Source organism: Pseudomonas sp. CC120222-01a, assembly GCF_003097235.1.
Classification (GTDB): domain Bacteria; phylum Pseudomonadota; class Gammaproteobacteria; order Pseudomonadales; family Pseudomonadaceae; genus Aquipseudomonas.
Window position 1 is genome coordinate 12,086 of the sequence record NZ_QEQQ01000014.1, and the last position, 19,262, is coordinate 31,347.

12 protein-coding genes are annotated in these 19,262 nt (G+C 64.8%); 9 read left to right on the top strand and 3 right to left on the bottom strand.

Features of this window, described 5'->3' with window-relative positions; all coding sequences use genetic code 11:
• Nucleotides 1-3: 3 nt before the first annotated feature.
• Both N430_RS17955 and N430_RS17960 read right to left on the bottom strand, forming a co-directional pair.
• Nucleotides 4-1,323 (bottom strand): FAD-binding oxidoreductase, encoded by a 1,320-nt coding sequence (locus N430_RS17955; RefSeq protein WP_110638149.1) that lies wholly within the window; start codon nucleotides 1,321-1,323, stop codon nucleotides 4-6.
• 89 nt (nucleotides 1,324-1,412) lie between these two features.
• Nucleotides 1,413-1,943, bottom strand: a complete 531-nt coding sequence (locus tag N430_RS17960) for a GNAT family N-acetyltransferase (protein WP_110638150.1) — start codon at nucleotides 1,941-1,943, stop codon at nucleotides 1,413-1,415.
• Between the two features lie 124 nt (nucleotides 1,944-2,067).
• Here N430_RS17960 and N430_RS17965 point away from each other — a divergent pair, with 124 nt between their 5' ends.
• Nucleotides 2,068-2,691 carry a glutathione S-transferase family protein gene (locus tag N430_RS17965; RefSeq protein ID WP_110638151.1) on the top strand — a complete coding sequence of 208 codons (624 nt, stop codon included), beginning with the start codon at nucleotides 2,068-2,070 and terminating at the stop codon, nucleotides 2,689-2,691.
• A 120-nt stretch (nucleotides 2,692-2,811) separates the two neighbouring features.
• Here N430_RS17965 and N430_RS17970 read toward each other — a convergent pair whose 3' ends face one another.
• Nucleotides 2,812-4,911: a TonB-dependent receptor domain-containing protein gene (locus N430_RS17970; protein ID WP_110638152.1), complete on the bottom strand. Its 2,100-nt coding sequence runs from the start codon at nucleotides 4,909-4,911 to the stop codon at nucleotides 2,812-2,814.
• A gap of 588 nt (nucleotides 4,912-5,499) precedes the next feature.
• On the opposite strand from N430_RS17970, the gene N430_RS17975 reads away from it, so the two are divergent.
• The 8 genes from N430_RS17975 to N430_RS18010 all read left to right on the top strand — a co-directional run bounded on the left by N430_RS17975 (nucleotide 5,500) and on the right by N430_RS18010 (nucleotide 19,216).
• Nucleotides 5,500-7,083, top strand: a complete 1,584-nt coding sequence (locus tag N430_RS17975) for an ABC transporter substrate-binding protein (protein ID WP_256592150.1) — start codon at nucleotides 5,500-5,502, stop codon at nucleotides 7,081-7,083.
• Nucleotides 7,080-8,012, top strand: a complete 933-nt coding sequence (locus tag N430_RS17980; RefSeq protein WP_110638154.1) for an ABC transporter permease — start codon at nucleotides 7,080-7,082, stop codon at nucleotides 8,010-8,012. Before N430_RS17975 ends, N430_RS17980 begins: the two co-directional genes overlap by 4 nt.
• Nucleotides 8,013-8,033: 21 nt before the next feature.
• Nucleotides 8,034-9,278: an acyl-CoA dehydrogenase family protein gene (locus N430_RS17985; RefSeq protein WP_110638155.1), complete on the top strand. Its 1,245-nt coding sequence runs from the start codon at nucleotides 8,034-8,036 to the stop codon at nucleotides 9,276-9,278.
• Nucleotides 9,279-9,291: 13 nt separating this feature from the next.
• Nucleotides 9,292-10,614 carry an LLM class flavin-dependent oxidoreductase gene (locus N430_RS17990; protein ID WP_110638156.1) on the top strand — a complete coding sequence of 441 codons (1,323 nt, stop codon included), beginning with the start codon at nucleotides 9,292-9,294 and terminating at the stop codon, nucleotides 10,612-10,614.
• Between the two features lie 29 nt (nucleotides 10,615-10,643).
• Nucleotides 10,644-11,699, top strand: coding sequence for an NADP(H)-dependent aldo-keto reductase (locus tag N430_RS17995; RefSeq protein ID WP_110638157.1), 1,056 nt, complete (start codon nucleotides 10,644-10,646; stop codon nucleotides 11,697-11,699).
• Between the two features lie 141 nt (nucleotides 11,700-11,840).
• The gene (locus N430_RS18000) at nucleotides 11,841-12,689 is read left to right on the top strand and encodes an ABC transporter permease (RefSeq protein ID WP_110638158.1); all 849 of its coding nucleotides are present in this window, start codon (nucleotides 11,841-11,843) and stop codon (nucleotides 12,687-12,689) included.
• Entirely contained in the window at nucleotides 12,686-14,335 is a 1,650-nt protein-coding gene (locus N430_RS18005; RefSeq protein WP_110638159.1) for an ABC transporter ATP-binding protein, read from the top strand. Before N430_RS18000 ends, N430_RS18005 begins: the two co-directional genes overlap by 4 nt.
• Before the next feature lie 180 nt (nucleotides 14,336-14,515).
• Complete coding sequence (locus N430_RS18010; protein ID WP_158288796.1) at nucleotides 14,516-19,216, top strand: Tc toxin subunit A; 4,701 nt, start codon at nucleotides 14,516-14,518, stop codon at nucleotides 19,214-19,216.
• Nucleotides 19,217-19,262 lie beyond the last annotated feature (46 nt).

A 19,262-nucleotide genomic window follows, 5' to 3' on the forward strand; every position in this document is an offset into this window, starting at 1 on the left:
TTGTCAGCTTTCCAGGCCGGCACGGCGCTGGCCCCAGTGCAGGTTCAGGTTGACCCCCACGCTGAGCAGCGGTTCCGGCGGGTTGCGGTTGGGGCCGTCGGAGCCGAGCAAAAAGTCGATCAGCTCGTCACGCTCGCCGCTCAACCAGTCGGCCAGCAGGGTGCCGGTGGCGGTGCCACGGGTGATGCCCAGGCCGTTGCAGCACAACGCCGCGTGCACGTTCGGCGCCAGGGTACCGAAGTGCGACAGGTGGTTGCGCGACAGGCACATCGAGCCACCCCAGGTGAACTCGAACGGCAGGCCCGAAAGCATCGGGAAGCGCCGCTCGAACGACTCGCGGTGCTGGCGCCCGGCGCGGTCCAGGTAGCGCTGCTGGGCGCGGCCGTTGGCATTGAAGCTGAAGCTGTTGCGCACCAGCAGGCGTTGGTCCGGCGTGCGCCGCAGGGTGCTGCCGAACGGGTCGGCGGGGATGATGCCCCAGGTCGCCTTGCCGCCCAGGCGCGCCTGTTCTTCTTCGGTCAGCGCGCGGGTCATGCTGGCGTAGGTGAAGATCGGCAGCAGCCGGCCCGGCAGGAAGCCGAAGTACGAGGCGAAGGCGTTGTTGGTCAGCAGCAGCTGGTCGGCGACGATCTCGCCGTGGGCATGCTTGAGGGTGATGCGCCGGCCCTGTTCGAGGCGGGTGATGGTGGTGCCTTCGTACAGCGTGACGTTGGCGGGCAGGCTTTCGGCCAGGCCCTTGGCCAGCGCGGCGGGCTGCAGCAACTGGGTGCCCGGGGTGTACAGCGCCTTGCGGTAGAAGGCGGTGCCGAAGTGCTCGGGCAGGTCGCGGGTGTCGATCATCTCATAAGGTTGGCCGAGCTTATCGAGGCCGCTGCGGTAGGCCTCGAGCACTGCCAGGCCTTTGTCCTCGACCGCCGCCTGGTACTTGCCGTCCGGGCGGATCTGGCAGTCGATGCCGTGCTGGTTGATCAGCCCGCGCAGGATCGACTGGGCGCGCAGGTTGAGCTTGAGGTTCATCCGCGCCGTGGCCAGGTCACCGATGTAGTCGGGGGCGCCGATGTCGTGGGGCAGGTCGATGGCAAAGCCCGAGTTGCGCCCCGAGGCGCCGAAGCCGACCTCCTGGGCTTCGACCAGGATGATCTCGTCGTCAGGGTGGTGAAGCGCCAGTTGCCGCGCCGCGGCAAGGCCGGTGAAGCCCGCGCCGAGCACCACCCAGCGCGCCTCGCTCCGCCCCCGGTGCGCGGCGCGTGGCTGGCGCTTGGGGCTGAGGTGGAACCAGCCGCAACCGTTGTCGTCCGCGGGGGTAGAGGTGTTTCTGTACATGGGATTTTATCCGTGTTGTTTTCTCCACTATCGCATCGGGGTTGGCGGTGGGCATATAACGGGAGGGACGGGTGGTGGGATGTTCGGGCTCACCCGCGCCCGGCAGGTGCACGGCGGTAGAGCGGCCGTGGGGTGCTGGGATCAATCTCGGTCAAGTGGCTGCCGGCCGCGACGAACCCGGCATGTTCGGCCAGGCGCTGGCTGGCGAGGTTGTCGATATCGGTGGTCAGCCACACCGGGGCATCGACGGCGTCCAGCAGGCAGGTCAGCGCCTCGCGCATGAGGCCCTGGCCGCTGCTGGCCTGGTTTGCCCAATAGCCCACTTCGTACTCGTCATTGCCCGGCCGCAGGCCAATACAGCCGATGACATCCCCGCTGTCTGCGGCGAGCACGAAATAGCGCTTTTCCTTGGCCGGGTCGAGAAACTCCTCGGCGCTCAGTTGCAGCGTTTCCTGCACTTCCTTCAAGGTCCAGTCGGGTTTGGCCCAGGCCAGGAACGGCTGGTGCAGCGCGTAGCTGTCGAGCAGCGCCTGCTGCAGTTGCTGGGCGAACGCCGGTGCGGGGCGGACCACCAGGGTGCGGGGCGTGGACAAGGTGCGGGGCAGATCGGGGTAGGGCATTACAGGCCTTCCTGGCGGGTTGATCGGGAAATGTAAGCATATTTTTGTGTAATCTGTGCGAGCCTCTTCGCGGTTTTTCGTGAACGCCCAAACCGATCATTCAAAGGAAACTGAAGGTCCGCCCATGCCCGAATACACGCTGCATTGCTTCGCCGAATCCGGTAACGCCTACAAAGCTGCGCTGATGCTCGAACTCACCGGCCAGGACTGGCAACCGGTGTTCGTCGATTTCTTCAACGGCCAGACCCGTGACCCGCAGTGGCGCGACGAGGTCAATGAGCAGGGCGAAGTGCCCGTGCTGGAGCACGCCGGGCAACGGCTTACCCAGTCGGCACTGATTCTCGAATACCTCGCCGAGCGCACCGGCCAGTTCGGCCCGCGTGACGACGACGAGAAGCGCGAGATCTGGCGCTGGATGCTGTTCGACAACCACAAGTTCACCAGCTACTACGCGGCGCTGCGGTTCCTGCTGTGCCTGAAGAAGACCGGTGAGACCGAGGTGACTGGCTTCCTGCGCGAGCGGGCCACGGCGGCTTACCGGATTGTCGATGCGCACCTGGCGAAAACCCCGTTCATGGTCGGTGGGCGGCTGACCATCGCCGACTTGTCGCTGGCGGGGTATGTATTCATGCCGGAGGATACCGGGATCGTGCTGACCGAGTTCAGCCATATCGAGGCGTGGAAGCAGCGGATTCAGGCAGTGCCGGGGTGGAAGCATCCCTATGAGTTGATGCCCCGAACGGCGTAAGTCTGAGCCGGCCTCTTCGCGGGCACGCCCGCTCCCACAGGATCACCACAGCCATTGAGACTTGCGCTGTACCTGTGGGAGCGGGCTTGCCCGCGAAAGGGCCGGCACAGGAAAAACCAGTCAGTACCTGACTTCAACCCCTACATAAGCCCCGATCCCGTCCCCCGGCCAGAACGAAGCGGTATCCAGCCCGCGTGCGTTGTACACCGGCGTCACCGCCGTCACGTAGGCCTTGTTCGCCAGGTTCTTCAGGTCCAGCGACACCTTCCAGTTGCCCTTCGGCGCCTCATACCCCAGGTTTGCCCCCCAGATCGTGTACGACGGCGCATACAGGCTGTTGGCGTAGTCCACCGCCGTGCGCGACGCCGATTGCACATTCACCCCGGTGTACCAGCCGCTGTGGTCCTGGTATTGCAACTCACCCTGGTAGATATGCTTGGGCACGCCCGGCAGCTGGTTGTCGCCGAAGGTGTCGTCATGCCGGTAGTAGAAATCGTTGTAGGTGTACGACTGGCGCCAGCGCACCAGGTCGCCCTGGGGGTTGTCCCACAGGCGCGTGTTGAGCCCGGCTTCGACACCCTGGTGAATGGTCGGCGAGGCGTTGAACGCACCGGTGACCGCCGCCGCCGTAGAGGTGGCGGGGATGATCTGCACGTTCAGCAATTCGTCGTGGATCCACGAACGGTACAGCGCCAGGCTGCCGTCGAAGATGCCGTGGGAACCTTTGATACCGACCTCGAAGGTGTTGGCCTTCTGTTCCACCAGCGGGCGAATGTACGGCAGGGTCGGGCCGGAACCGGAGTATTCCCATGAGGCGGGCGGGTCGATGCTGCGGCTGAAGTTGGTGAACACCTGCAGGTCCGGGCTGAACTCGTAGCGCAGGCCGATACGCGGGGCGACGCTCCAGTTGTCGTAGTCGACATGCTGCGGGAAGCTGGTGGTGTTGGGGTTTACCGCATAGTCGATGTTGACCTTGCGCCGCACGTTGATGAACGACACGCCGCTGGTAAGCCACAGGTTGTCGACCAGGTTGATGTCGTTGCCCAAGGCGATCACTCGGTCGAACGAGTCCTTGTAGTTGACCTGCTTGAGCGACACCTTGTTGCCGTTGGCCGAATCCACCCCGCCGCGCAGGTGCTGGGTCGAGGTGAAGGCGATGTTGCTGCGGCTCTCGTGGCCGAACAGGTAGTCGACGCGGTCATAGCCCAGCAGCAGGCCGAGGTCGTGCCAGTCCCAGTAGCTGGGGTTGCTCGGGCTGCGCGGGCTGTTGGTGTGGCGGTAGTCGTGGTACGACAGGCCGAAGGTCAACCGTGCATCGTCGTCGAAGGTGTAGGTGGTCTTGCTGCCAACCCAGATGCTGCCCGGGCGGCGCGCACCGGCGCCGCTGCTTTCGGCGGTGGCGCTGGCCCGGCGCGGGTGGTGCAGGGCATTGTCGAGGGTGGTGGCGCTGGGGTCGTTGTGGGTTTCGTCGCGGTAGCGCAGCAGCAGGCGGGTTTCCAGCTTCGGGTTGAAGCGGTAGCCAGCGTTGGCGACGATGCCGGAACTCTTCGACAGGCTGTAGTCGCGGTAGCCGTCGTTGCGGTAGTTGTCGGCCTGCAGGTAATAGTCCAGGCCGCCTTCGACACCGCCGTAGCTGATGCTCTGCTTCTGGTAGTGGTAGCTGCCGGCCTCGGCGCGCACGCGCAGGCCAGGGGCGCTGTAGCCGCTGTGGTTGACGAAGTTGACTGCACCACCGAGGGTGAGCGCGCCGTACTGGAAGGCGTTGGCGCCACGCAGGATCTCGGTGTAGTTGACGCCGCTGGCGTTAAGGAATTCGTAGGGGGTGCCGCCAGGGCCAGTCAGCGGCAGGCCGTCGAAGAGGAACTTGATGCCTTCGCGGAAGTAACCGGGCGAAGTGTTGGCGCCGGAGCCGCGGATCGAGATCTTCGCCGCGTCGTTGCCGCCGGTGGACTGCACGAACACGCCGGGCTGGTAGGCCAGGGTGTCCTGCAGGGTGGCGGTACGGCCTTTGGCGACCTCTTCGCTGTCGACCACGCTGGTGCCGCCGGGCACTTCGGCGAGGGCGCTGGCGGCCTGTTGCACTTCAGTCTGCTTGGCGGCCTGCACGGTCACCGTGCCGAGGGTCGGGTCTGCGGCCAGGACCGTGGCCGGGGCCAGCAGGGTGGCCAGGGCGGCGTGGCGGATGGCCAGGCGCAGTGGATGGGGGTAAATCGCACGCATCGTCGTATTCCTTGAAAGTCATCGTAGATCCTCGGCGTTCTATGGGAATAGTCAGGCCTGTCGAAATCGGTAAGAGCAGTTTCTGTGCCAGTTGGCGAAAGGCCGGAAGTTGGGGCTGTGACAGGCTTTAACGTGTGCGGTGATGAACGAGGCAGCAAGTTTTGTTGTGGTTGTGTTGTATTTGAAACAGTGCGGGTTATATACAAATATCCAAATCAAACGGCGAGCCTTGTGGGAGCGGGCGCGCCCGCGAATGCGGCGGTGCGGCAAGCATTGTATTCGCGGGCATGCCCGCTCCCACAAGGTTGTATGTTGCCGACGCAACAGTGGTGAAACAGTTTGTATGATTAATCAGTCAGGTGATTTCAAGTGGCTTCAACGAATACGGGCTCTTAACGCTGGCACGACAACTGCAACAGTCCTTAATGTAGCCGTCTATATAAAGGCCCTGCTGTGCAGCTAAATGCCCGTTTATTCAATTTATGCCTCTTGGCCAGTGCGCTGTTAGTTGCCGCCTGTTCACCCGCCACGCCCCCGCCAAGCCAAAACACCCTCAAGGGCGAAGCGGTCAGCGAGGTGAACGGCGTGATGCGCTACCCGGCCAGCGACTTCGTCGAACAGCAGGTCGGCCAGCGCGGCGGCACCTTGCGCGTGTCGGCAGCGACCGATGCTGGCAGCTTCGATATCCACGCGCTGTCCAACGGCAACATGCAGTGGATGGGCCGCATCCTGTTCGACTGCCTGGTGTACCAGGCCGAGGACGGCACCCTCACACCGTGGCTGGCGAAAAGCTGGGAGATCAGCGCCGACGGCCTGACCTACACCTTCCACCTGCGCGACGACGTCACCTTCAGCGACGGCGAGCGCTTCGACGCCGAAGCGGTGCGAGTCAACCTCGAACACATGCGCGACCCGAAGACCAAGTCGCCCCTGGCGGCTGCCTACATCGCGCCGTACCTGCACGGCAGGGTGGTCGATCAATTCACCTTCGAAGCGACCTTGCGCGCGCCCTATGCGCCGTTTCTCGATGTGCTGTCGCAAGCCTGGCTGGGGATGGTCTCGCCACGGCAGATCCTCGAAGCGCCCGCGACCATCGCCAGCCAGCCGATCGGCACCGGGCCGTTCGTGTTGACCGGCTGGGTGCGTGACCAGCGCGCCAGCTTCGCCCGCCGCCCGGGCTACGATTGGGCACCTGCGGCGATCAACCACCCGGGCGAGGCCTACCTCGACGGCATCGAACTGAGCTATGTGCCCGAAGCGATGATTCGCTACACCTCGCTGGAAGCGGCCGACAACGACATGGCCCTGGATGCCCCGGCACAGAATGCTGCGGCGATCCGCGCCAACCCGCAGCTGACCCTGCGCAACCGCATCCGCAAGGGCAACCCGATGCGCAGCATCACCTTCAATGTCGAGCGCATACCGTTCGATGACGTGCGGGTGCGCCAGGCCGTGGCCAAGGCCATCGACCGTGACGGCCTGGCGTGGATCTCCGGCTTCGGCGAGTACCTGGCCAAGGGTGACTTCCTCGCCGTCAACACGCCCGGCTACGACCCGGTAGCAAACGATGCACTGGCGTTCGACCCGGCCGAAGCAGGGCGCCTGCTGGATGCCGCCGGCTGGACCGGACGTGATGCCGAGGGCTATCGCACCCGCAACGGCCAGCGCCTCGGGGCGACCTTGCTGACCTACGACAACCCGGCGTTCCCGGCCAATGTCTCGGTGGCGGCCCAGGCGGACCTGCGCAAGGTCGGCTTCGACCTGCGCATCGAGCTGCTGCCGATCAGCAAGGTCATGGAGCTGCGCTACCGCGGCAACTTCGATGCGCTCGGCGGCGGCTACTGGCACACCAATACCGCCGATGGCCTTTACATCCTCTACCACAGCCAGTCGATCCCCAGTGCCCGGATGATCGGCCAGAACGTTGGCCACTTCCGGGATGCCCATCTCGATCAGCTGCTCGGTGAGGCCCGGCGCAGCACCGACCCGGCACAACGCCGCGCGCTGTATCGCCTGGCCCAGCAGCGCCTGGGCGAGACCGTGCCGGCCGTGCCCTCGGTGGAAAGCCAGATGCTCCTGGCCTATCGCAAAGCAGTCGGCGGCGTGCTGTTCGACGGCTCGCACAACGTGCCCTTGTTCACCAGCGTGTGGCTGGCGAAGGAGCAACCATGAAGCTATTCGCAACCTTGCTGCGCCGCCTGCGTGACGGCGTGATCGTGCTGTGGGCGGCAGCCAGCCTGACCTTCTTCGGCATGCAGCACAGCGGTGGCGACACCGCCCTGGCGATTCTCGGCGGCCCGGATGCCATGCCGAGCGAAGCGCTGCTGGCCCAGGTGCGTGCCGAATACGGCCTCGATCAGCCGCTGTGGGTGCAATACGGGCATTACCTGCTGCGCTTGGGCAAAGGCGAGCTGGGCGAGTCGTACCGACTGCGCATTCCGGTCGGCCAGGCGATTGCCGAACAGGCTGGCGCAACCCTGGCCCTGGCCAGCAGCGCGGCGGTCCTGGCGGTGTTGCTGGCGCTGGCCTCGGCGCTGCTGACCGCCAACCGTGGGCGACGCTTGCGGGCGTTGGTGTCGGGCATCGAACTGGTGTTGTCGTCGGCGCCCAACTTCGTGATCGGCACCGTGCTGCTGCTGGCCTTCGCCTTCTACTTCCATGTGCTGCCGCCGTCTGGTTCAAGCGGCTGGCGCTCGCTGGTGCTGCCGAGTCTGGCCCTGGCATTGCCGATTGCGGCGGTGCTGGCCCAGGTGCTGCGCCAGTCGCTGGAGCAAGTGCTGGAACAACCCTTCATCACCCAGGCCCGCGCCCGCGGCATGGGTGACACCGCCGTGCGCCTGCGCCATGCCTTGCGCCATGCCCTGGTGCCGCTAGTGACCCTGGCCGGCTACGTGTTCGCCAGTCTGCTCGGTGGTGCCGTGGTGCTTGAACTGCTGTTCGGCCGCCAGGGCATCGGCCGGCTGATGCTCGACGCCACCGCCACCAAGGACGTGCCGCTGGTGCTCGGCGTGACCCTGCTGGCCGCGGCCCTCTACGTGCTGGTCAACCTGCTGGTGGACCTGGCGACCCAGGCCATCGACCCGCGCACTGCGCGCCCCTGAATTCACGAGAAAGGAACCGTCATGAGTCAAACCCCGATTACCGACGCCGAACTGGATGAGCGCTTTGCGCCGATCTACACACGCATCGCCGAAGGCGCGGTGGCCCGCGAGCAGCAGCGCACCCTGGCCCATGAGCCGGTAGCCTGGCTGCGCGAAGCCGGCCTTGGCGCCCTGCGCGTGCCACGCAGCCATGGGGGCCTTGGTGCGACCTTGTCGCAGCTGCTGCGCCAGCTGGTGCAATTGGGCCAGGCCGATTCCAACCTGCCGCAGATCTTCCGCGCCCACTTCGGCTTTGTCGAAGGGCGCCTGTCGTCCAACGACGCCGCTTCCCAGGACTACTGGTTCGCCCGCGTGGTGGCCGGTGAACTGTGGGGCGCGGCGATGGCCGAGCGCACCGACAGCACCGGCAATACCGTGCAGCTCAGCGAAGGTGAGGGCGGTTACCGTCTGGACGGTGAAAAGTACTACTGCACTGGCACTCTCTACGCCGACTGGGTCGCGGCGGTGGCCAACCACGGTGACGATTTCGTCAGCCTGGCGGTGCCGACCCGTGCGCCGGGGGTGGAACGGGTCGATGACTGGGATGGCTTCGGCCAGCGCCTGACCGGCAGCGGAACCACGCGCTTTACTCAGGTGAAGGTTCAGTCAGAGCACCTTTTGCGCCGCTTCGCCAAAGGCGAGTTACGCGCCGAGTCGTATCTAACGGCGTTCTACCAGGCCGTGCACCTGGCGACGCTGGCGGGCATCAGCCGTGCGGTGCTGGCCGATGCCGTGGCCTTCGTCCAGGGCCGTACCCGCGCGTTCGGCGTGCCGGGGCAGTCGCAACCGGCCGCGGACCCGTTAGTACAGGCAGTCATCGGCCGTCTGTCGAGCCTGGCGTTCGCTGCCGAGGCGCAAGTTGTGGCCGTGGGCCAGAGCCTGCAGGCGGTATTCGAAGCCGGGCAGCGGGGCGAGGTCCCCGAGCAGCTGTACACCGACGCTGAAATCCACGCCTTCCAGGCCCAGCAGATCGTCCTGCCGCAAGTGCTGCAAGCCAGCAGCTTGCTGTTCGAGGTTGGTGGCGCCTCGGCCACCAGCAACACCCGGCGCCTCGACCGCCACTGGCGCAACGCCCGCACCCTGGCCTCGCACAACCCGGCGATCTATCGCGAGCAGGCGCTGGGCGACTACTACCTCAACGGCATCAGCCCGGCCCAGGCCTGGCGCGCACGCCATGCTGCCGCCAGCCAAGGGCAGGGCAGTGGCGACGAAGCCAGCGCAGTCTGATCAGGAGAACCCCATGAGCAACAAACAGATGAGCCTGGGCATGAACATCCTCGGCTTCGGCTCGCATTCCGGTGCCTGGCGCCAAGGCGAGGCGGCACTCGATGCCTATATCGACGTCAACTACTACCGCGATATTGCGCGTATTTCCGAGCGCGGCTGCCTGGATGCGATTTTCCTCGCCGACGGCCCGGCACTGCCGCCGGATGTGTCCGCGCAACCCGGCGGGCGCCTGGAACCGACCGTGCTGCTCACCGCCGTGGCCGCCGCCACCGAACGCATCGGCGTGATCGCCACCTGCTCCAGCACCTACAACGAGCCATTCAACCTGGCACGGCGCATCGCCTCGCTGGACCATATCAGCGGCGGCCGCGCAGCCTGGAACGTGGTCACCAATGCCGGTGACGCCGCGGCGCAGAACTTCGGCCTGGCCGGTGCGCCGCTGCATGTCGACCGCTACGGGCGTGCCGAAGAGTTTGTCGACGTGACCTTGAAACTGTGGGACAGCTGGGAGGACGACGCGATCATCGGCGACCGCGCTGCCGGCCGCTTCGCCGACCCGCGCAAGGTCCACACCCTGGACTTCCAGGGAAAGCACTTTCAGGTCAAGGGCCCGCTGAACCTGCCGCGCTCGCCCCAGGGGCGACCGGTGCTGGTGCAAGCCGGTTCCTCGGAAGGGGGCAAGGCACTCGGCTCACGCTATGCCGATGCGATCTTCACGACCCAGACCACCTTGGCTGACGGCCAGGCGTTCTATCAGGAGATGAAAGCGCGTGCCAAGGCCTGGGGGCGTGACCCACAGCACCTGAAGATCATGCCAGGGCTTTCGACCGTGATCGGCAGCACCGAGGCTGAGGCCCATGCGCGTTTCGACGCGCTCAATGCCTGGCATGGCGAGCATGGCCTGTTGCAGCAGGTGGCTGGGCGCATCGGCATCGACGCCCGCGAGCTGGACCCGGACGCGCCGTTGCCGTGGCAACGGATTGGCGCGGTAGCGGATTTCGAGCGAGGGTCGCACGGATTTCTGGAAGCCCAGCTGAACCTGGCGCGCAGCGAGAACCTGACCATTCGCCAACTGTCGCGGCGGATCCTGGTCGGCCATCGGCTGGCGGTCGGCACACCTGAGCAGGTCGCCGACACGCTGGCCGAGTGGTTCCTGGCCGGGGCCGGGGATGGCTTCAACATCATGCCCGACATGTTCCCGTCGGGGGCACAGGTGTTCGTCGAAGAGGTGGTGCCGCTGCTGCAGAAGCGTGGGCTGTTCCGCACCGAGTACACCGGCACCACCTTGCGCGAGCACCTCGGGTTGCCCAAGGCCGTCAACCAGTTCGCTGCGTAATCCAAAAAACTTTGATCAGGAAAAAATCAATGCGCTACCGCCCACTCGGCCACACCGACCTGCAGGTCAGCCTGCTCAGCCTCGGCACCATGACCTGGGGCCACCAGAACACCGAACAGGACGCCCACCAGCAACTGGACGCCGCCCTCGCTGCCGGTATCAATTTCATCGACACCGCCGAGATGTACCCCACGCCCACCCGCGCCGACACCTGGAGCACCACCGAGCGCTACATCGGCAGCTGGATCAAAGCCCGCAACAACCGCGACAGGTTCATCCTGGCCAGCAAGATCGCCGGCCCCGCCCGCGACCCCGGTGGCCAGGCGCACATCCGCGATGGCCTGTCGCACCACGACCGCAAGAACATCGTCGCCGCCCTGGAAGGCAGCCTGCGCCGGCTGAATACCGACTACCTGGACCTTTACCAGCTGCACTGGCCCGACCGTAACAGCAACTTCTTTGGCCTGCGCGAATACCCCTATGCCGATGACCATCCGCAAACCGCTGCCATCGAAGAAACCCTTGCGGTGCTCGACGAGCAGGTCAAGGCCGGCAAGGTGCGCCATATCGGTGTGTCCAATGAAACCCCGTGGGGCGTGGCGCAGTTCCTGCGGCACAGCGAGGACCAAGGCCTGGCGCGGATCGCCAGCGTCCAGAACCCGTACAGCCTGCTGAACCGGCTGTACGAGAACGGCCTGTCGGAGTTCAGCCATCGCGAAGGGGTCAGCCTGCTGGCCTATTCGCCACTCGCATTTGGGGCATTGACCGGCAAGTACCTGAACGGCGCCAAGCCGGAGGGTTCGCGGTTGTCGTCGGTGTATCGCACGTTCAATCGCTATGGCAGCGAGGAGGCCAACAGCGCCATCGGCAGCTATGTGCAGATTGCGCGGGAGCATGGGCTGACACCGGCGCAGTTGGCCTTGGCCTTCGTGATCCGCCAGCCGTTCGTGGCCAGTGCGATTACCGGGCAGACCACGCTGCTGCAGTTGCAGGAGAACCTGAGCGCGCTGGATGTGCAGCTCAGCGACGAGCTGCTGGCGGAAATTCAAGCCGTGCATCGGCGCACTCCAAACCCGGCGCCGTAGCCCGCATGGCAAGGGCTTCGCCCTTGTTCGCGGCTAAAGCCGCTCCCACAGGATTACCACCGGCCTGAATCTGGTGGGTTTCCTGTAGGGGCGGGCTTGTCCCGCGAAGAGGCCGGCACAGGCGACACAAGAAGGACAGACATGAACACGATCGCTTTGACACCCACCACCGTGACCCTCAACTGGCGGGTTCGCCCAGGCCTGACGTTGGCCTGGGCCATCCTGGTCCTGCTCCTGCTGGCAGTAGCCTTCCCAAACTGGCTCTCCCCAACCGACCCCCTGGCCGCCGACGCCCGCCTGGCCTACCTTCCACCCAGCACCACTTTCTGGCTGGGCACCGATGAAAACGGCCGCGATGTCCTCAGCCGCCTGATCCACGGCGCCCGCCCATCGCTCTACATCGGCCTGGCCGCCACCCTGGTCGGCCTCGGCTTGGGCATTTCGCTCGGCCTGCTCGCCGGCTTGGCCCCCGCCTGGCTGGACAACCTGCTGATGCGCGCCGTTGACGTTCTGCTGGCCTTCCCCGACTTGCTGCTGGCACTGGTCATCATCGCCCTGTTCGGCCAAGGCACCAGCAACCTGATCCTCGCCGTCGGCATCGCTTCAGTACCGCGCTACGCTCGCCTGGTCCGCGCCCAGGCCCTGACCATCCGCCACGCCGGCTTCGTCGAAGCCGCCGTCACCCTGGGCCGCAAACGCTCGACGGTGGTGCTGACCCACGTGCTGCCCAACGCCGTGCAACCGGTGCTGATCCTAGGCTGCATTGGCCTGGGCGGCGCCATCACCGCTGCCGCCGCGCTGAGCTTCCTCGGCTTCGGCGCACCACCGCCCGCGCCCGAGTGGGGCGCGATGATGGCGGTGGCGCGCAACTTCATGGCCAACGCACCCTGGCTGATGGCCTGGCCGGCGCTGGCGATCACCCTGACCGTCATTTCCATCACCGTCATCGGCCGCGACTGGCTGCGCCGTAGCGAGGGCAGAAACCCATGAGCATCTTCGAACAGCACCCGGCACCGTTGGTGGACATCCGCGACCTGCGGGTCAGCTTCAACGGCGTGCCGGTGGTGCACGGCGTCAACCTGCAACTGCACGCCGGGCAGTGCCTGGCACTGGTGGGCGAATCGGGCTCGGGCAAGAGTGTGACAGCCCGCACGCTGGTGGGCCTGACCGGTGCCGGCGCCCAGGTGCAGGCACAGCGCCTGGCGTTTGCCGGGCAGGACCTGCGCCGGCTTGGCGAGCCTGACTGGCAGCGCTTGCGCGGTGGGCGTATCGGCTTCGTCATGCAGGATGCGCTGGGTTCGCTCGACCCGCTGCGAAGGGTGGGGGCCGAGATCGAAGAACCGCTGCTGTTGCACACCGATCTGGCCGCTGAACAGCGTCGCTTGCGCGTGCTCGAACTGCTGCGCCAGGTCGGCGTGCCCGAGCCCGAAGTGCGCGCCCGGCAGTACCCGTGGCAGTTGTCTGGAGGCCTGCGCCAGCGCGCCTTGATCGCTTCGGCGATCGCCTGTCAGCCGCGCCTGCTGATTGCCGACGAGCCCACCACCGCACTGGACGCCACGGTGCAGGCGCAGATCCTCGACCTGCTGGAGCAACTGCGCGCCCGCGACAACAGCCTGCTGGTGGTCAGCCATGACCTGGCCGTGGTTGCGCGCCTGGCCGACTGGGTGGCGGTGATGCGCCATGGCCTAGTGGTGGAGCAGGGCAGTGTCGAACAGGTTCTGCAGGACCCGCAGGACCCCTATACCCAACGCCTGCTGGGCGCAGCGCGGGCGGTGCATTTTCAGCGTCCGTCGGTCCCGGCGCTTTCGTGGGTGGAGGCCCCCGTGGTCGAGCAACCGGTGGTGTTGGAGGCGCGTGGGCTGCACAAGGCTTTCGTTGGGCCGGATGGCCAGCCGCGTCAAGTGCTGAATAATGTGTCGCTGCAATTGCGTGCCGGGCAAACCCTTGGCGTGGTCGGTGAATCCGGCTCTGGCAAGAGCACCCTGGGCCGTATCCTGCTGGGGCTGGAGCGGCCGGAGCAGGGCAGTGTGCACTTGGCCGGGCAGGACTGGCTGGCGCTTTCCGCCGCGCAACAGCGCCAGGCCCGGCAGGGCATTCAAGTGGTGTTCCAGGATCCACTGGCCTCGTTCGACCCGCGCTATACCGTGCTGCGGGTGCTGGCTGAGGCGTTGGCTCAGTCCGGCGTGCCGCGTGGGTTGCAACGTACCGAGGCGGCAGCGTTGCTGGAGCGGGTGCAGTTGCCGGTGGGCCTGCTCGACCGTCGTCCGCTGGAGTTGTCTGGCGGTCAGCGGCAGCGCGTCGCAATTGCCCGGGCGCTGGCGATGAAGCCCAAGGTGTTGGTACTGGATGAGCCGGTGTCGGCGCTGGATGTGTCGGTGCAGGCGCGGATCCTGGCGTTGCTGGCGCAGCTCAAGGTGGAGTTGAAGCTGGCTTGCCTGTTCATCTCACATGACCTTGGGGTGGTGGAGCAGGTCAGTGACCAGGTGCTGGTGATGCAAGGGGGCCGGGTGGTGGAGCAGGGGGCGGTGGCGCAGGTGCTCGGGCAGCCGCGCCATCCCTATACCCGAGCCCTGCTCGATGCGGTGCCGCATCTGCCGGCGGCGCGGCCTCGCTGGTTTGAGCGGATTGCGGTGTAAGTCACAGTCGCAATCCCTCCAAGAGGTTGACTCCGCCTGCACAGCTCAACCTGAGTTTTGCATGCCCGCCGGCCGCCCACACCTATCATTTTTACCAGTTTCGGGTTTGCATTCCCCCCGTTAGCCTTCCCCCAACGTTGTACGGCTGCTCACAGCACCACGCGTATTCGGGAGATGGCAATGGCAAAACCAAAGGTCGGTAAGGCCGCATCGCTGTTCGAAAAGCTGCTCGATACCGAGCCAGGCATCAAGGTCAAGCTCAAGTCCACCCCGCTGGCCGACACTCTGCTGGTAGGCCTGCAGCACCTGCGGCCGACAGCGTTGATGGCACAGTTCCCGACCTTGACCCATGCGCAAGCGAAGCTGCTCAAGGCACGCCTGGATGTGAGCCGCGCGGCCATGATGCGGGCCTTCCGGGAACAGCGTCTGAGCGATGGCCGCAGGCGCTCGGCGGACGAACTCAAAGGCCCTCTCGCGCAGTCGACCGGGCCTACCTTCGAAAACCAGTTTCGCCCGAGCTGGGGCAATAACGCTGATCCCCAGGCGGTGGATGCGACCATTTCGCCTGCTGCCTACCTGGTCGATCTGCTCCTGTTCGTCTACGCATGCCTGGAAAGCGAGGCCGATGAAGACCGTGCGCTGTCCTTGCGAGCGCGCCGGCCAGATTTGTTCGAGCTGATGGTTGACGCGCAAACCATGAACCAGCAGGTGACTCAGGTCGAGCTGGTCATCCATGTGCTGCAGAAACTGATCCAGAAGCAGCTGCCTGCTGGGCACGACCTGACGCAGATCGAGGACAGGCTGCTGGAGGTTCGCTACCCGCCCCGGTTGTTTCCCTACGAAGCCTACTGGGCGCAGACCCGCACGGTCCTGACCCACAGCAAGGTCCACCTGAGCGAAGTCTCCCGCCTGAGTGACACCCAGGCGCCGTATTTCATCCGCCCTGGTGCCCACTCAGCGCGCTCTGACGATGCGTTGCTGCAGGACACTGCAATGGGGCCGCTGCTGCGCCAGATTCTCCTTGAGGTGCCCTATTTCGAGGAAGGCCCCGGGGTTCATCTGACCAAACTGGCCGCACAACTGCAGGCGATGCACAAGCGCAGCCGCGCCGATGACGAAAAGCCGTCTCGCCAAGAGGCTTTTTTCAAGCAGAATTTTGGTGTGCCAGGCTTCCACAACATGCAGAACGTGGTCAATTTCTGCCAGGCGCTGCAGATCGATCAGGCGGGCCTGAAGCAGCTCTTCGCCTTGGCTGACCACGCCCCGCGACGTTCGGACAACGTGTCCGCCGCGGCCACCGGCAAGTGGGCAAGCGCCAATCTTGCAGGCGCGCGTTTCATCAACAGCGGCGGTGCCGACCCGGTCGGGGTCGGCAGCAAAGACGGTGATGATGCTCAGCATGAATTCCACTTTCTCACAGCGGCCCGGTGTGACCGGCTCAATCGCCTGGTACGGGTGGCCTACGCCTATGGCCTGACCTACGCGCAAGCCGACCGTTTGCTCTGCGCCATCATCGATGCTGAATCGCGCAGCGTGATCGAACGCAGCCGCGGCCGGCTCAGCAGCGTCAACGGGCCGATGGTGATCACGGCCAATACCTTGCGCTGCCTGGGCCTGTTCCAGTTCCTGCGCGAACGTTTTGCAATGGCCGATACCCCGGAGCGCTTGGCCCAGTTCACCGAGGGCTTCTCGACCTTGCTGTCAGACATGTCCATCTATGGGACCAGCACGGCAGCCAGCCCGTTCGATCAAGTGTTCAATGCCACTGGCCCGAATGCCCTGGAACTGGATGACCAACCGTTCAGCCTGGCGGCTGACGATAGCGCGAGCAAACGCACCGTCGACCAGTTGTGCAGCGGCCTGGGCATCAACATGGAAACCTTCCGGCCATTGTCACGGGCGATCATGCAAGCCCAGGGCGGGGCAGGCTTGAGCCGTTCGCTGTCGGTCGTTTCGGCGTTCTACCGCGTGGTATGGCTGGCCCGTCTGTTGAAGATCACTCCGGTCGAATTGCTGTCGTTGCTGGAAGTGCTCAACCCGGAAGGGTTGTACGCGCTGCAGTTGGCGGGCAAACCCCAGGTCTCGATGTACCGCAACGACACGACCCAGACCGACCTGGTCAACGTCGTCCATGCCCTCGCCACCTGCGTGCTCTGGTGCCAGGAGCAGGACATTCCGATTGCCTGGCTGGTGCGCCAACTGCTCCCCCTCGAGCGTTCGGATGTGGCGTCCACGGAGGTCAGGGTCACGCTGACCGAACTGGGCAGCAAGCTGCAACCGTTCCGTGACTTTAACAGCCTGCTCGAGGACGCGGGTGTGACGCCGCTGATCAAAGGCGATTGGCAAAGCCAGCTGGCGCAGATCGTTGATGGTGATGGCTTGATCACCGACAGCGGCAACCCGGAAGAGGACTTCGACCCTGTGCAGTACGAAGACTTCGCCAGGCGGGAAATCCAGGCCGTGATCGAGCAATTGCAGCCACAGGAAGATAAGCAGGCGCGCCCGGCAAAAGAGGCCGAACTGCCCGCATTGACGGATGATCAAGCCGAGCGCCTGACCAGCCTGATTCTTGGGGTAGTACTGCGCGTGCGTTCGCAGCAATGGGGCGTGGTGCAGGAACAATTGGCGCAGTTGCTCGAACTGGAATCCAACATGATCGTCCCGGTGATCTACTGGGCCGAGTCCAACGTGCATCAGTGGATGGCCAGCGCGGTGGCGTTCGACCCGCAGCCACTGGACTCGCGCCAGCTGGAGATCATCCTGCCGCTGGAGCGGCGCATGCGCAGCCGTGCCGAAGTGGTGAGGCGCTTTGCCTTGAGCCCGGCCTTGTTCTCCAGCTTGCTGATCCGTGTGCAACGCCATCGCTTCAGTATTCAGACACTTGAAATGACCTTTGCGACGCTCTACTACCTGGAGCGCTACACCCGCTTGCTGCGCATGGCCAAGCAGTCGGAAAAGCAACTGCTGGGTTATTTCGCGTTGGTCGAGGCTCTGGGCGAAATGAGCGACAACGAACGCCGCCTGATCAAGGATGCCGCCGCCGAGAAAATCGCCAATTGGCTGGGGTGCGGCATTCGCGAGGTGCTGGACGTGGCAAGCCTGGTATCGGCCGACGGCATCATCCGCAACCTCGGCCAGTTGTGTGCACTGCTCGATACCCGCCAACTGTGCAGGCGAACCGGTTTGAGCGCTGCCTCGTTGATGAAACTCAGCCAGCTTGGCCCAGGCAGCGAAGTTACAGCCTACCGCGGCGCGGCAGAAGAAATGCTCAGCAGCCTGCAACATACGGTCGATGCGCTGAAGGATGACGAGGAGCTGCGTCAGAGTCTGTCCACGCGCTGTACCGCGACTTCCTTGCGACTGGTGGCCAAGGTGATTGGTCACAGGCTCGAAGACCAGTATGAAGAGCACGAGAAGCGCACAACCGTGACATTGACCTTGCTGGACATGAACAACAGCCCGGTACCGGACATCCGGGTGAATTGGTCCACCGACCTTGGGGTGTTGCTCGACCACTTCAGTTACACGGATGAGCAGGGGCGTGCCGAGGTGATCCTGCAGTCGGATGCCACGCAAGGCGTTGCGAATGTCAAAGCCCGCTATCTGCTCGACAGCGAGGCGTTTGCGCCACCCATTGTCATCGATTGCGATGATGCAACGCTGCAGCTCTGGGCCAGCGGTGATAAGCCCGAGGAGCCTTGGCTCCCTGCGGGCAACCAAGGCACGTACACCTTGCGTTATCAGCTCAGGGACAATCTCAACAACCTGGGCGGTGACCGCCCTGTATCTTGGTCGACCGACCTGGGCCGTCTGGTCGACAGCGACGGTTCCACCCTGACGGATCAGGAGGGCTACAGCACGATGCGCGTGCGGAGCATGGAGGCCGGCACAGGCACGGTGTTGACCTGGTACGGCGACCGCAACGCGTTGCAGCGTGATATCGGTTTTGCCAATCAACCGTTCATCGGTACCTTGACCCTCACCTCGCCGGCAGTGGCCGGCGAGCCCCTCGCCGTCCGTGCCTGGATCAGCGGCCTGGATGGCAAGCCGGCGGCCAATCAGCCGCTGCGCTGGGAATGCGAAGGGGCTGAACTGGACAAGGCTGACCCGCAGAGCGATGAAAACGGCATGGCCAACGCCACTTTCAAGAACGCCGTCACAGGCCCCGTGCGGGTCACGGCGTTCCTGACCATCGCTGACCTGGATTACGTCAGTAAAGACCTGGAATCCGAGGTGCTGGTGGATGCCGATCAGCATGACGTCACCCAGCCCTGGGACTGGCCAATGGCGGACGGTATCTCGGCTGCTGAATTCGCCGTAAAGATCTGCAGTTCCAAAGGCGAGCCAGTGGCGCGTTACCCGGTGACCTGGAAGGTGCTGGAAGACGATGCCCTGTCCACGGTTCAGATGACCGGCGCAGACGGTTTCAGCCGCTTCTCGATCAAGAGCGACGAGCCGAAAACATTCCACGTCATTGCCAGCTGGGGTGGGAATGAGCATGAATTCGACGCCATCGAGTTCATGCCGGCCCTGGCGATTGAAATCCAGTTCGACGGTGAACCCGTGCACCAGGCTGTCGAGATCATACAGCCGCTGTCAGGGGCAAGCACGCACACGCTGAGTTTCCACCTGCAAGACCATCCGCTGCTGGGCATGCCGGTGAGCTTGCGCTATTTCGGCCGCCATTCGGCGTATTCGCTGGGGCTGTCTGTCGAGCCTGGGTTCGGGGTAGAGCAAAGATTTGCCGCTGGCGAGGTGGCATGGACCGTCGATTGCGAGTCCACGGCATTGATTCAACCCGGTCAGGGCGAGTTCCGGCTGATGTACGAACATGCCGTTGAGGGCGTGCGGGTCCCGGTCACTGTCCATCCACCGCGCTGAATCCCATTTCACCGATCCGGCCCTTCATCGTGGTAACGAGGTGACT

What these genes read in the sequence shown, in the direction of transcription:
- N430_RS17955 (WP_110638149.1), bottom strand. Translation starts at nt 1,323, where the DNA reads ATGTACAGAAACACCTCTACCCCCGCGGACGACAACGGTTGCGGCTGG.
- N430_RS17960 (WP_110638150.1), bottom strand. Translation starts at nt 1,943, where the DNA reads ATGCCCTACCCCGATCTGCCCCGCACCTTGTCCACGCCCCGCACCCTG.
- N430_RS17965 (WP_110638151.1), top strand. Translation starts at nt 2,068, where the DNA reads ATGCCCGAATACACGCTGCATTGCTTCGCCGAATCCGGTAACGCCTAC.
- N430_RS17970 (WP_110638152.1), bottom strand. Translation starts at nt 4,911, where the DNA reads ATGCGTGCGATTTACCCCCATCCACTGCGCCTGGCCATCCGCCACGCC.
- N430_RS17975 (WP_256592150.1), top strand. Translation starts at nt 5,500, where the DNA reads ATGCGCTACCCGGCCAGCGACTTCGTCGAACAGCAGGTCGGCCAGCGC.
- N430_RS17980 (WP_110638154.1), top strand. Translation starts at nt 7,080, where the DNA reads ATGAAGCTATTCGCAACCTTGCTGCGCCGCCTGCGTGACGGCGTGATC.
- N430_RS17985 (WP_110638155.1), top strand. Translation starts at nt 8,034, where the DNA reads ATGAGTCAAACCCCGATTACCGACGCCGAACTGGATGAGCGCTTTGCG.
- N430_RS17990 (WP_110638156.1), top strand. Translation starts at nt 9,292, where the DNA reads ATGAGCAACAAACAGATGAGCCTGGGCATGAACATCCTCGGCTTCGGC.
- N430_RS17995 (WP_110638157.1), top strand. Translation starts at nt 10,644, where the DNA reads ATGCGCTACCGCCCACTCGGCCACACCGACCTGCAGGTCAGCCTGCTC.
- N430_RS18000 (WP_110638158.1), top strand. Translation starts at nt 11,841, where the DNA reads ATGAACACGATCGCTTTGACACCCACCACCGTGACCCTCAACTGGCGG.
- N430_RS18005 (WP_110638159.1), top strand. Translation starts at nt 12,686, where the DNA reads ATGAGCATCTTCGAACAGCACCCGGCACCGTTGGTGGACATCCGCGAC.
- N430_RS18010 (WP_158288796.1), top strand. Translation starts at nt 14,516, where the DNA reads ATGGCAAAACCAAAGGTCGGTAAGGCCGCATCGCTGTTCGAAAAGCTG.